This is a genomic window from Aggregatibacter aphrophilus ATCC 33389 (assembly GCF_900636915.1).
Classification (GTDB): domain Bacteria; phylum Pseudomonadota; class Gammaproteobacteria; order Enterobacterales; family Pasteurellaceae; genus Aggregatibacter; species Aggregatibacter aphrophilus.
This window is the reverse complement of record NZ_LR134327.1, coordinates 2017250-2030584: the sequence shown is the minus strand read 5'-3', so window position 1 is coordinate 2030584 and position 13335 is coordinate 2017250. Positions and strand designations below refer to the sequence as shown.

The 13335-nt window shown below is 43.6% G+C and carries 14 protein-coding genes and 1 tRNA gene; 3 read left to right on the top strand and 12 right to left on the bottom strand.

Annotation, left to right across the window (positions count from 1 at the left end):
- The first annotated feature begins 185 nt into the window (after positions 1-185).
- Positions 186-261 (top strand) — tRNA-Asn (locus EL144_RS09750).
- 122 nt (positions 262-383) lie between these two features.
- On the opposite strand, the gene zevB is transcribed toward EL144_RS09750, so the two are convergent.
- The 3 genes from zevB to apbC form a co-directional block, all read right to left on the bottom strand.
- Positions 384-1406 (bottom strand): zinc transporter permease subunit ZevB, encoded by a 1023-nt coding sequence (gene zevB, locus EL144_RS09745; protein ID WP_005703935.1) that lies wholly within the window; start codon positions 1404-1406, stop codon positions 384-386.
- Between the two features lie 15 nt (positions 1407-1421).
- Positions 1422-2030 carry a zinc transporter binding subunit ZevA gene (gene zevA, locus EL144_RS09740; RefSeq protein WP_133252135.1) on the bottom strand — a complete coding sequence of 203 codons (609 nt, stop codon included), beginning with the start codon at positions 2028-2030 and terminating at the stop codon, positions 1422-1424.
- Between the two features lie 461 nt (positions 2031-2491).
- Positions 2492-3604, bottom strand: a complete 1113-nt coding sequence (apbC, locus tag EL144_RS09735) for an iron-sulfur cluster carrier protein ApbC (RefSeq protein WP_005703937.1) — start codon at positions 3602-3604, stop codon at positions 2492-2494.
- Positions 3605-3774: 170 nt separating this feature from the next.
- Between apbC and metG the strand changes: the two genes are divergently transcribed.
- Positions 3775-5835: a methionine--tRNA ligase gene (metG, locus tag EL144_RS09730; RefSeq protein WP_005703939.1), complete on the top strand. Its 2061-nt coding sequence runs from the start codon at positions 3775-3777 to the stop codon at positions 5833-5835.
- Positions 5836-5968: 133 nt separating this feature from the next.
- Here metG and iscX read toward each other — a convergent pair whose 3' ends face one another.
- From iscX to trmJ, 9 genes are all read right to left on the bottom strand, one after another.
- Complete coding sequence (gene iscX, locus EL144_RS09725) at positions 5969-6163, bottom strand: Fe-S cluster assembly protein IscX (protein ID WP_005703940.1); 195 nt, start codon at positions 6161-6163, stop codon at positions 5969-5971.
- Positions 6163-6504, bottom strand: coding sequence for an ISC system 2Fe-2S type ferredoxin (gene fdx / locus EL144_RS09720; RefSeq protein ID WP_005703941.1), 342 nt, complete (start codon positions 6502-6504; stop codon positions 6163-6165). The genes iscX and fdx overlap by 1 nt, the downstream gene beginning before the upstream one ends.
- Positions 6505-6515: 11 nt before the next feature.
- Positions 6516-8375 carry a Fe-S protein assembly chaperone HscA gene (hscA, locus tag EL144_RS09715; protein ID WP_005546625.1) on the bottom strand — a complete coding sequence of 620 codons (1860 nt, stop codon included), beginning with the start codon at positions 8373-8375 and terminating at the stop codon, positions 6516-6518.
- Between the two features lie 20 nt (positions 8376-8395).
- Complete coding sequence (gene hscB / locus EL144_RS09710; RefSeq protein ID WP_005567814.1) at positions 8396-8917, bottom strand: Fe-S protein assembly co-chaperone HscB; 522 nt, start codon at positions 8915-8917, stop codon at positions 8396-8398.
- 11 nt (positions 8918-8928) lie between these two features.
- Positions 8929-9252 carry an iron-sulfur cluster assembly protein IscA gene (iscA, locus tag EL144_RS09705; protein WP_005546629.1) on the bottom strand — a complete coding sequence of 108 codons (324 nt, stop codon included), beginning with the start codon at positions 9250-9252 and terminating at the stop codon, positions 8929-8931.
- 131 nt (positions 9253-9383) lie between these two features.
- On the bottom strand, positions 9384-9767 hold the full coding sequence (iscU, locus tag EL144_RS09700) for a Fe-S cluster assembly scaffold IscU (protein WP_005542252.1): 384 nt from the start codon (positions 9765-9767) through the stop codon (positions 9384-9386).
- Positions 9768-9826: 59 nt separating this feature from the next.
- The gene (locus EL144_RS09695; protein WP_005703942.1) at positions 9827-11041 is read right to left on the bottom strand and encodes an IscS subfamily cysteine desulfurase; all 1215 of its coding nucleotides are present in this window, start codon (positions 11039-11041) and stop codon (positions 9827-9829) included.
- A 65-nt stretch (positions 11042-11106) separates the two neighbouring features.
- Complete coding sequence (gene iscR / locus EL144_RS09690; protein ID WP_005700958.1) at positions 11107-11577, bottom strand: Fe-S cluster assembly transcriptional regulator IscR; 471 nt, start codon at positions 11575-11577, stop codon at positions 11107-11109.
- 60 nt (positions 11578-11637) lie between these two features.
- Positions 11638-12372 (bottom strand): tRNA (cytosine(32)/uridine(32)-2'-O)-methyltransferase TrmJ, encoded by a 735-nt coding sequence (trmJ, locus tag EL144_RS09685; RefSeq protein ID WP_005703943.1) that lies wholly within the window; start codon positions 12370-12372, stop codon positions 11638-11640.
- Between the two features lie 151 nt (positions 12373-12523).
- Between trmJ and suhB the strand changes: the two genes are divergently transcribed.
- Positions 12524-13324 carry an inositol-1-monophosphatase gene (suhB, locus tag EL144_RS09680; RefSeq protein ID WP_005700956.1) on the top strand — a complete coding sequence of 267 codons (801 nt, stop codon included), beginning with the start codon at positions 12524-12526 and terminating at the stop codon, positions 13322-13324.
- Positions 13325-13335 lie beyond the last annotated feature (11 nt).

The window sequence follows — 13335 nt, the reverse complement described above, 5'->3', positions numbered from 1 at the left end:
ATTTCTGTAAAGCCTGATTTCATCAGGGATTAGCTCATTTGTAAAATAATAACTCACAAACTTATCCACAGACTTTGTGGATAGAAAATTAAAGTTAGGAATGTCAAAAAATTTTTAATTTGAGGTGTTGACAAGGAGTGGTCGGATAAGTAATATACGCGCCTATCTTTTTGATACCGAATTATTCCTCCTTAGTTCAGTCGGTAGAACGGTGGACTGTTAATCCATATGTCGCTGGTTCAAGTCCAGCAGGAGGAGCCAATTTTTTTCTTTGGATAGTTTTTATTTGTCTCCTTTTATAAAAGCTAAGCATACCAAAGGAATTTGAGCCCATACCCTCCTTATGGGCTTTTATTTTTTCTGCTGAAACCTTTCATTTCTTTTTATCTGGCAAATAATACCGCACCACCGCTAACCGGCAGTGTAGAACTATAAAGCAAACTTAACGCAAAGAAAATCAACATGACACCTGCGACACATTTCATCACTGCTTCAATATCTAAATTCGCAAATGGTACGCGATACCATTGACCCATTTTCACTGCTGTCGCACGAGCATAGCGCACTAATAAGGCAAAGGCCGATAAGGTGATGCCGGTGCCGAAAGCCATGGCTAAGGTGGCAAAAACTCCCCAACGGTAAAGATCTAACATATAGGCTAAAAACAACACAAAAATGGCACCAGAACAAGGCCGCATACCGATGCTTAAAATAATCAATAGGCTGTCTTTGAAGGTATGATTTTGTTTTAGTTTGGTCGGGTCAGGCATATGCTGATGCCCACAACTACAATGTTCGTTATGGTCAGGAAAAACGTTTGAAATATGCACCGCACTTTTTTCCGCGATTAATGAGCCCACGCGCATTTCTCCGGACGAAATTCCTTGAATACGTTGAATTTGAGGGCGTTTTTTCTGTTGATGGCGTTTTTTATATAAAATTTTACCGTTTTTCCAACACCAGTTTAAGCCGAGTAAAATGACCAAGCAGAACGCCGTGCGTTCAAGCCACAGTTGGCTTAAATTAAAGTAGCCGGAAGACAGTTGTAAAACTAGTACAATAATTGAGACGGCCGAAATCGCTACAACACCTTGCATCAAAGACGAAAAAAACGTGATTTGCATACTGCGACTAAGTTGGGTTTGATGAGTGGATAAATAACCGGCAATAATAAATTTTCCATGTCCCGGACCAAGAGCATGAAATACGCCATAGAGAAAACTGACTAAAATCAACCAACTTCCCGCATAGGCAGGTTGCTGTTTTATGTCATGTAAATAGCCGGAAATAAGCTGGTTAAATTCCCTTTGCCACAAGGCGACTTGCGTGAACAACCAAGGGAATAGATAAATGATGGCGGCAATTAAAAGGCCAAATAACGCGGTATAAAATAAACGGGATTTCATTAAAACTCTTAAAAACTATTTGCAAATCAACCGCACTTTTTGAGCGAATAACGCGCCAAGCGTGTTATCTTCATTACGTTGCGATTGATCTAATGATGACGCATATTCTTTTATTTTATTATCTACTTGTGGTTCTAATACTTCGCCACGACAATTGGCCGGTAGTTGGGAAAAATCGACTGCCTGATTAACGGGCTGATCGTAGTACATGGCAACATAGTAAGTAGGATCGTAGGTGCTCAAAGTGAATTCGTTATCCACCAATGATTGTGGTTTTGACAGCATAAAATCAAAATAATACAACACTTGCGAACCGCTGGTTTTCATACCGTAATTTTCAGGTTTAGCGCTGTATTTAACTTTATTTTCATTCTTATCAAATAGATAACTAAAATAATGTTCGTTTACAACATTGCTGATAATTTCATTAATTAATTTTTGTAATGCTTGTTTATCGCCATGAGCTTGGTTTATATCATATAACATCGCAGCAGAGCTCGGTTCATCCAGTATCCATTGAGCAGAAAAGCCGACTAACTGTTGGTTTTTCACCAGGATTTTAGTTTTCATGTCAATAAACGCATGCGGGTGGGCAAACACACTTGGCGTTAACAACCAGAACATTAAAAATAAAAAATATTTTTTCACACAGTCACCTTTCGAGAATTTTTGTTGGCACATTTTAACACAAATTAAAACCACTCACAGTAAGCACAAAAAATCGACAAAAATACAAAAATAAGCTATTTTTTGTGATTTATATCAAGAAAACATAATTTAGTATTTTGCAGAAATAGGAAATGTCTATATTATCCAATCACATCAAGTGATTGCTTGATATTCATAAAGTTCCTAAATAAAATAATCATAAATAGCTAAACTACTTTCCTACCTCTCCTAGCGGAGAGGTTTTTTTATGGCTAAAATTTGACTCGTTGGAAAGAATAGCTTATTCAAATGTATTTTTATTGGGTTCCGTGTGAAGAAGAAAGGCAATATAAAAGAGCGGTCAGTTTTCAATGCGTTTTAAAAAAACGTTGGGAAAACTGACCGCTCTTTTTTAATGCAATTTCAATGCAATGTCGTTACTTTACTTCGCGGAACATAATCTCACTCGGAATCACAGAGCCCTGCCAGTAAAGCTCTGTTGCCACTTTTTCGGCCAATTGCATGAAGGATTTGGCAATATCGTCTTCCGGGGCGGCGATGACGGTTGGTTCACCGCGGTCGAGGTCTTGGCGGAGACGAATGTGGAGCGGTTGTTGACCAAGCACTTTGATGTTGTATTTGTCTGCAATGCGCTGTGCACCACCGGTCCCGAAAATCGCTTCTTGGTGACCACAGTTGCTACAAATGTGCATGGACATGTTTTCCACAATACCTAACACCGGCACGGAAACACGCTCAAACATGGAAATCCCTTTTACCGCATCCAATAGGGCAATGTCTTGTGGGGTTGTGACAACTACTGCGCCTGTCACCGGAATTTGTTGGGACAGGGTAAGTTGAATGTCACCGGTGCCCGGAGGCATATCGATCACAAGATAATCCAAGTCAGGCCATAAGGTTTCTTGTAATAGTTGGCTTAATGCGCTACTTGCCATTGGACCGCGCCAAATGGTGGCGTTGTCTTCGTCCATTAAGAAACCGATGGAGTTAGCATACAAGCCGTGCGCTTCGATCGGGGTGATGTGTTGATTATCCGGTGATGTTGGGCGTTGATGCGGAGCACCGAGCATGTGTGGAATGGAGGGGCCGTAAATATCCGCATCTAAAATTCCCACGCGTGCACCTTGTTGTTGTAACGCGATAGCAAGGTTGACGGAAATGGTGGATTTACCCACGCCGCCTTTACCGGAGCTGACTACAATAATATTTTTTACACCTTTCACCGCAGGGTGATTATTGGCGCGTTTGAGGGTGGCGATTTGGTAGTTTAGTTGCCATTTGACACTTTCCACTTCTGCCGCCGCTTTTAATGGTTCGGTTAAGGCATCTTTTAATTCAGCAAAAGCCGTGTTCCAGGCGAAAGGCATGGATAATTCCACACGCAAAGTATCACCGCCCTTTTCGGCTTTTTTTAATGTGTTGAGAGAAATGAGATCTTTTTGCAGAGTAGGGTGTTGAAAGTTTTTGAATAACTGAACAATGTGTTCCTTCTGTTGTTCCGTTAAATTTTCAGAAAATAACGTCGCCATAATGCTTCCTTTTAGTGTAGTAAATTCGTTGGCTATATTTAATCATGACCGCCTTTATCTGTTAAGTTAAAAATGCCTAAATCATGATTAAACTAGAAAAAATACCCTCAATAAGGTAACATAAGCGCCAATTTTTTTTCCGTTTTTTAAGTATTTTAAAGGTCAATATTATGTCGAATTCCAAGCGTAAAATTTTAGTTACTTGTGCCTTGCCGTATGCCAACGGTCCTATTCATTTAGGCCACATGTTGGAGCATATTCAGGCGGATATTTGGGTGCGTTTTCAACGGATGCGCGGCAATGACATTCACTTTGTGTGCGCCGATGACGCACACGGTACGCCGATCATGTTAAAAGCCGACCAAATGGGCATTACGCCAGAACAACTTATTGATGATGTACGTCACAAACATATGGCGGATTTTGCCGGTTTCAATATCAGCTTTGATAACTACCATTCCACACACAGTGAAGAAAATCGCGAGTTTTCAGAGTTCATTTATAACCGCTTAAAAGAAAACGGTTTTATTAAAAGCCGCACCATTTCCCAACTATACGATCCAGAAAAAGGCATGTTCTTACCCGATCGTTTTGTGAAAGGTACTTGCCCGAAATGTAAATCGCCGGATCAATATGGCGACAACTGCGAAGTGTGCGCGGCCACTTATAGCCCTACGGAACTCATTAACCCGCATTCTGTGGTGTCAGGTGCGACGCCGGTAATGAAAGATTCCGAGCACTTCTTCTTTGATTTGCCAAGTTTTGAAGCCATGTTGAAAAACTGGTTGGGCTCCGGATCTTTGCAGCCGGAAGTGGTTAACAAAATGCAGGAATGGTTTGAAGCGGGTCTTCAACAATGGGATATTTCCCGCGATGCGCCATATTTTGGTTTCCAAATTCCGAATACGGAAGGCAAATATTTCTACGTTTGGTTGGATGCGCCTATCGGTTACATGGCGTCTTTCAAAAATCTCTGTAAACGTGAAAGCAGTATTGATTTCGACAGTTTCTGGTGCAAAGACTGCGATGCAGAGCTTTATCACTTCATCGGCAAAGACATCATGTATTTCCACAGCCTGTTCTGGCCTGCCATGTTAGAAGGTGCCGGTTTCCGTAAACCGAGCAATATTTTTGTGCATGGTTATGTGACGGTGAACGGCGAGAAAATGTCAAAATCCCGCGGTACCTTCATTCAAGCGGCAACCTATTTGAAACATCTGGATCCGGAATGTTTGCGTTATTACTACGCAGCGAAATTAAGTAATCGCATTGATGATTTGGATTTGAACTTAGAAGATTTCGTTCAGCGCGTGAACACGGATTTGGTGAATAAATTGGTGAATTTGGCTTCCCGTAACGCCGGTTTTATCCAAAAACGTTTTGACGGGAAGTTGGCGGCAGTATTAGATGATCAGGCTTTATTTAATGAATTTATTGCACAATCTGAGCAAATCGCCACTTATTACGAAAATCGCGAATTCGGCAAAGCCATTCGTGAAATCATGGCATTAACCGATAAAGCCAACAAATATATCGACGATAAAGCCCCTTGGGTGATTGCGAAAGAAGAGGGCAAAGACGCGGAGTTGCAAGCGGTGTGTTCTATGGGGATTCAATTATTCCGCGTGCTTATGGGCTATCTGAAACCTGTCTTACCAAAACTGGCAGAACGTGCAGAGGCTTTCTTGCAGGCGGAATTAACGTGGGCAAATTTAGCGCAGCCTTTATTAAATCACCAAATTGCACCGTTTAAAGCCTTGTTCTCTCGCTTGGATGGTAAACAAATTGAAGCAATGATTGAGGCGTCTAAAGCGGAAAATGCGCAAGTGAATGCCGCGCCTGCCGTGAAAAGTGCGGTCAAAAATGCCAATGAATCTACGGGAGCTATTGAGCCGATTGCGGAGACCATCACGATTGATGATTTTGCTAAATTAGATATGCGAGTAGCGAAAGTATTGAAATGTGAAGCTGTGCCGGAATCTAATAAATTATTGCGCTTTGAACTGGATTTGGGCGATCACAAACGCCAAGTCTTTTCCGGTATTAAAGCCGCTTATGATAAACCGGAAGAACTAGAAGGTCGCTTTGTGATTATGGTGGCAAACCTGGCACCGCGCAAAATGAAATTTGGTGTATCCGAAGGCATGATTTTAAGTGCGGGAACGGGCGGTGCCGATTTATTCTTGTTGTCTGCCGACGAAGGCGTGACGGCGGGAATGCAGGTGAAGTAGTCAATAATGACAAATTTATCGGACAGACTTTATGTCTGTCCGATAACCCGATGATATGAAAAGGACAGGTATAAAGCCTGTCCTTATAGTTAAAGTCTGCGATTAAAGTGCGGTTGCTTTTCCGAGAGAATTTTTACTCGTATTCTTCCAACCACTTCAGCAAAATGGCTTCTAAAATGGATTCGTTAGATTTTTGCGGATCGTCATCAAAATCTTCCAGCTCACAAATCCAGCGGTGCAGATCGGTAAAACGCACGGTTTTTGGATCCAAGTCCGGGTTATTGTCATACAAGGTTTCGGCAATTTGCTGCGTGTCAGTCCATTTCATCAGTGCGCTGCCTCGTTTGCGTGGTTAATGTTGTATTTCGGGATTTCAACGACCAAGTCTTCATCACCGACAATACATTGACAAGACAGTCGGCTGTCTATTTCCAAGCCCCAGGCTTTGTCTAACATATCTTCTTCCTGGTCGCATGGTTCATTTAATGAATCGCCGCCTTCGCGCACCACCACGTGGCAGGTGGTGCAGGCGCAGGAACCGTCACAGGCGTGGTGAATTTCCACGCCGGCGTTATGGGCGACCTCTAATAAATTGTCACCGGCGGCGGCATCAACCACCATGCCTTCCGGGCAAAACTCTTCATTGGGTAAAAAAATCACTTTTGGCATGCTAAACGTCCTCATTTTCCTACAATATCTTCAACGGATTGACCTGCCAGCGCGGCGCGAATAGATTTATCCATACGGCGTGCGGCAAAGTCCTGCGTTGCCAGATCTAATGCTTTGATTCCTTGCTTGATAGCAATGTAATCTTCTTGTTGTTTTAACTGTTCCAACGAAATAATCGTATTTTTGACCGCACTTAATTCGTCGTCATCTAATAAATCATAATCTTGCGCCAGTGCCGAACGCACGCTTTCCAGTACGCGCTCTGCTTCCACCCGTTGTTCCGCCAATAAGCGCGCTTGAATGTCCTCTTTGGCATTTTCCATGGAGGCCTTCAACATATTGGCGATTTCATCGTCCGTTAAACCGTAAGACGGTTTTACCTGAATGGACGATTGCACGCCGGTGGTTTTTTCCATGGCAGTGACGCTTAATAAACCGTCCGCATCTACCTGATAAGTCACGCGAATATGCGCTGCGCCGGCTGCCATTGGTGGAATGCCGCGCAGGGTGAAACGGGCAAGGGAGCGACAGTCGGTAACCATTTCCCGTTCCCCTTGTACGATATGCACGGACATGGCGGTTTGCCCGTCTTTAAAGGTGGTAAATTCCTGCGCGCGCGCCACCGGAATGGTGGTGTTGCGCGGAATGATTTTTTCCACCAAGCCGCCCATGGTCTCAATGCCGAGGGACAGCGGAATCACATCCAATAACAACAAATCAGAATCCGGTTTGTTACCGGCAAGAATATCCGCTTGAATCGCCGCGCCTAATGCCACTACTTTGTCGGGGTCAATGGAAGTTAGCGGTTGTTTTTGGAAAAACTTACCCACTTGTTCACGCACGTAAGGCACGCGGGTGGAGCCACCCACCATGACTACTTCGTGTACTTCGTCCGCTTCTACGCCGGCGTCTTTTAAGGCGCGACGGCAAGCTAACAGCGAACGTTTGACTAAAGGCTGAATCAGTTCGTTAAATTGTTCGCGGGTGATGTTGCCCAACCAATTGCGGTAATGGATCTGTGTTTCCGTTTCGTGGCTGAGGGTTAATTTAAGTTGATTGGCTAATTCAATGAGTTCGCGGTATTGGCTGTCGTTTTCCGGTTTCATCGCGGATTGTTCGATAATCCAATTCGCCAATAATAAATCGAAATCGTCGCCGCCCAGCGCCGTGTCGCCGCCGGTTGCTAACACTTCAAACACGCCACGGGAAAGGCGTAAAATTGAAATATCAAATGTGCCGCCACCCAAATCATACACCGCAATGACGCCTTCTTGTCCGCTATCCAAACCGTAAGCGATGGCGGCAGCGGTGGGTTCGTTGAGTAAACGTAGTACATTTAATCCGGCGAGTTTTGCCGCGTCTTTGGTGCTTTGGCGTTGTGCGTCGTCAAAATAGGCGGGGACAGTAATCACCGCGCCCACGAGGCTTCCGCCCAAGCGCTGCTCACCAAGTGCGGTCAGTTTTTTCAGTATTTCTGCAGAAATTTCAATGGGGCTGCGGGCGCCTTGTGTGGTTTGCAGTAAAGGCAAGCCGTTTTCGCTGGCAACAAATTGATAAGGTAAATTAGGGTAGCGTTGTTGAATATCTGCCAGGCTGCGACCAATTAAACGTTTGACGGAAATTACGGTATTTTGCGGATCATGCACCGCAAGTTCAGCAGCTTCATAGCCCACGATAATCTTGTCATCGCCGCCAAAATGCACCACGGACGGCAACAACGGGCGATCTTGCCCGTCGAGTAAAATTTCGCTGTGGCCATTGCGCACGGAGGCAATGAGGGAATTGGTGGTGCCGAGATCAATGCCTACCGCCAGTTTATGTTGATGCGGTGCGGCGCTTTGACCGGGCTCTGCAATTTGAAGTAATGCCATGTTATATCTCGATGTTTTTATTATAAATCAAATAGATTTTCTTCAACCCGTTCAATTTCGGCTTGGAGTTTTTTGATAAAACGTAATTTATCCGTAATCGCCCGCGCCGTTTGCCATTGTTGTTCGTTAAGTGCGGTGGATAATTCCGTTAAAATGGCGCTGCGGGTTTGCTGAATTTCTTGGCTGAAAGCGGTTAATTCGTTGGCATTTTTTTGCTGTTCGATATTTTCCAGGGTTTCCCGCCATTCCATTTGCTGCATCAAAAAGGCAATATCATTGGTGCTTTTTTCTTCTACGTTTTCCGTTTCGCCGGTGTTGATGTCGATAATGCTGTCGGCGCGTGCGATGGGATCTTTTAAAATGCGCAGGGCATCATTAATTTCCGCCGATTTTTGAATAGCGAGGCGCTGTTCCTGTGCGGAAGCCGCGGAGAAATTATCCGGATGTAGGGATTTTTGCAGCGCCAGATAACGTTCGTTTAATAACGCCGCATCCACTTGAAACGCAACGGGCAAATCAAATAAAGCAAAGGGATTGTTCATAACTGTCTCAATTATACGTTAAAGCTTTCACCGCAACCGCATTCGTCTTTCACGTTCGGATTAGCGAATTTAAAACCTTCGTTTAAGCCTTCTTTGGTGAAATCCAATTGGGTGCCGTCTAAATACACTAAACTTTTGGTATCGACGATGACTTTCACGCCGTGTTGCTCAAACACCTGATCGTCTTCGTTTAACGCATCCACAAATTCCAGCATATAAGACAAACCGGAACAACCTGAGGTTTTGACGCCTAAGCGCAAGCCGATACCTTTTCCGCGTTTTGCTAAAAATGTTTTCACGCGATCTGCCGCGCTTTCGGTGAGAGTGATAGACATATTTTATTTCTCCAAAACTAACAAATCGGACGATAACCGCGATCTTTCTTAATTTAGAAAAAGACAAAAGTGCGGTGGAATTTTTCGGTGTTTTGAAAAACATACAGAAAAGCGACCGCACTTTTATGTTATTAAGAACCTTTTTTCGCTTTGTAATCGGCAATCGCCGCTTTAATGGCGTCTTCTGCCAAAATAGAGCAGTGAACTTTTACCGGCGGTAATTCAAGTTCTTCGGCAATTTGGCTGTTTTTGATCGCACCCGCTTCTTCCAGGGATTTGCCTTTCACCCATTCGGTGATTAAGGAGCTGGATGCGATGGCGGAACCACAGCCGTAGGTTTTGAATTTCGCATCTTCAATAATGCCGTCGTCGTTGACGCGGATTTGTAACTGCATAACGTCACCACAGGCCGGTGCACCGACCATGCCGGTGCCGACGGCGCTGTCTTTTCTATCCATTGAACCGACGTTGCGTGGGTTTTCGTAATGATCGATAACTTTGTTACTGTATGTCATTTTTCTGTTCCTTTCCTAAAATAATGTGGCTAATCAGGCGGCTTCCATCGCCCGTCGAATTAGTGGGCTGACCACTCAATGGTGTTTAAATCAATGCCTTCTTTGAACATATCCCAAAGCGGGGATAATTCACGCAATTTTTCTACCGCACCTTTCATCAGGCTTACGGTATAGTCGATTTCTTCTTCCGTGGTGAAACGACCTAAGGTGAAACGAATAGAACTGTGTGCTAATTCGTCGTTACGACCTAATGCACGTAGGATATAAGACGGCTCCAGGCTGGCGGAAGTACAAGCGGAACCGGAGGAAACCGCGATGTCACGCAACGCCATTATTAATGATTCACCTTCTACATAGTTGAAACTGATGTTCAGGTTATTGGCGACGCGGTGTTCCATAGAACCGTTCACATAGGTTTCTTCGATGTTTTTTAAGCCGTTGTACAGGCGATCGCGAAGGGCTTTAATGCGAGGAATTTCCGTTGCCATTTCTTCTTTAGCAATCCGATAAGCTTCGCCCATGCCGACGATTTGGTGTACCGGTAAGGTACCGGAACGCATACCGCGTTCGTGTCCGCCGCCGTGAATAATGGCTTCTAAACGAATGCGTGGTTTCCGACGCACATATAAGGCGCCGATGCCTTTTGGTCCGTATAATTTGTGGCCGGACATGGACATTAAATCCACCGGCAATTCGGCAAGATTAATTTCCACTTTGCCAACGCTTTGGGTTGCATCTACATGGAAAATAGTTTTGTTGGCGCGGCACAGTTCACCGATAGCCTTGATGTCTTGAATCACGCCGATTTCGTTATTGACGTGCATGATTGAAGCTAAAATAGTGTTGGGACGCAATGCCGCTTTGAATTTTTCCAAATCAATTAAACCGTCGGATTCCGGCTCCAGATAAGTGACTTCAAAGCCTTCGCGCTCCAATTGACGGCAGGTATCGAGCACTGCTTTATGTTCGGTTTTGCAAGTGATAATGTGCTTACCTTTGGTTTGATAAAAATGCGCAGCGCCTTTAATTGCGAGGTTGTCTGATTCTGTTGCACCTGAAGTGAAAACAATTTCACGGGAATCCGCACCAATAAGATCAGCAATTTGATTACGCGCAATGTCAACGGCTTCTTCCGCCAGCCAGCCGAATTTATGGGAACGAGATGCCGGGTTGCCAAAAACACCATCGATGGTTAAATATTCCATCATTTTTTTTGCTACGCGCTCGTCCACCGGGCAAGTCGCCGCATAATCTAAATAAATGGGTAGTTTCATTATTCACTCCTAAATATTACTATTTTTGACCACACTTTTTGCTGTTAAATACGCGTGCTGGCCTATCAGTTATTAACTACAACAAGATTATCAAAATCTTCATGGTGTTTATGAAGATGTTTTCCATGTTTGTCTTTATGTTGCGAAACCAATTCAGCCAATGTGATTTCATTTAAAAAATCGGCAATGCGCAGGCTTAATTTTTCCCATAAAGTATGGGTTAAGCATTCGGCTCCGTTCTGGCAATTGCCTTTGCCTAAACATTTGGTCGTCTCAATATTTTCATTAACAGCGGCGATGACCATACCGATCGAAATTTCATTCGGCGTGTAGCCTAATTTATAACCGCCACCCGGACCACGTACGCTTTTGACGATGTTATTACGACGTAGTTTGGCGAACAATTGTTCCAAATAAGAAAGGGAAATATGTTGTCGTTCGGAAATATCAGATAAACTTACAGGACCATCATTGGCATAAATTGCAATGTCTAAAATTGCAGTTACTGCATAACGACCTTTGGAGGTTAATTTCATTTTTCTTGTGTTCCTATTTAGTTAATAACGTTAAAATCTTTACATTGTTGACTTGTTTAGTCAACTATTATCATTGTGAAGATTTTTGTTTTTTTCTACCGCGCTTAACATTCCAAGCAGGATATTCAGTTCCGTTTTTTCCAACTCGGCGCGGCCATATAAACGACGGAGTTTTTGCATAACACCTTGATTTTGAATAAAACCAAGGGATTGATAAAGCTGCTCCGTGTGATGATAAAAGTATTCGAGCTCCTGCATTGACGGGTAAATATCGACATTGGCGGGTGTCGATGTTACTTCCGCTGTAGTGGCTAAATAGGCCATACGTATTTCATAGCTAATGAGTTGTACCGCCATGGCTAAATTTAGTGAAGCATAATCGGGATTAGCAGGAATAGTGACGTGATAGTGGCATTTGAGCAATTCTTCATTGGTTAAACCAACACGCTCACGCCCAAATACGATAGCCACTTTTCCATTCATTGCATGCGCGACTGTTTTTGTGCCGCATTCACGCGGTTCAATGAGCGAATTCTGCAAATGACGTAATCTTGCGCTAGTGCCGATAACCAAAGAGCAATCGGCCACTGCCTGCAAAAAGTTTTCTACAACGACCGCACTTTTCACCAAATCTTCCGCACCAGCGGCGAGGGCGATAGCCTGATCATCTACGCCTTGTTTCGGCGCCACTAACACTAAATCCGTTAATCCCATTGTTTTCATGGCCCGCGCTGCAGAACCGATATTGCCGCTGTGCGAGGTCTCAATTAAAACAATTCGAATATTTTTTAACATTATTTTTATTATGTAATTTAAAACGATGCGTATTCTAACATAATACCCTTTGTTTTTAGTCAACAATTCTAAAAATTTTTCTGATAGCTATTTCCTTCTAAATCTTTTATAATTTTGACTCTAATTTGTTCTTTAAAATCCGGTGGAATCTATGAACCCAATGTTAAATATCGCTATTCGTGCAGCACGAAAAGCAGGTAATGTTATTGCAAAAAATTATGAACGTCGTGACGACATCATCACGATGGAAAAAGGTAAAAACGATTATGTGACTAACGTCGATAAAGCGTCCGAAGCGGCGATTATCGAAGTGATCAAAAAATCCTATCCCGATCACACTATCATTACCGAAGAAAGCGGTGCGTTAGAAGGTAGTGATAACGATGTTCAATGGGTGATTGATCCGCTGGATGGCACCACAAACTTTGTAAAAGGTTTGCCTCATTTCTCCGTTTCTATTGCAATTCGCGTCAAAGGCCGCACCGAAGTGGGCGTGGTTTATGATCCTATCCGTAACGAATTATTCACTGCCGTACGTGGTGAAGGCGCAAAATTAAATGAAATTCGTTTACGCGTTGAAAATAAACGGGATTTAACCGGCGCTGTGCTTGCTACCGGTTTTCCATTCAAACAAACCAAATACATGCCAATGCAATTTCGCATGATGGAAAGCCTCATTCAAGATGTGGCCGATTTCCGTCGCGCAGGTTCCGCCGCGTTAGATCTTTGCTATGTAGCGGCAGGCCGAGTGGATGGCTATTTTGAATATGGCATTAAAGCATGGGATGTGGCTGCCGGTGATTTAATTGTCCGCGAGGCAGGTGGAATCGTTACCGACTACAACGCCGGCCATAGTTACTTAAAAGCCGGGCATATTGTTGCCGGTGCCCCGCGCGTGTTAAAAGAAATATTAAACAAAATTCAACCTTGTTTAGTTGATGATTTAAAATAATCGTAAAAAAC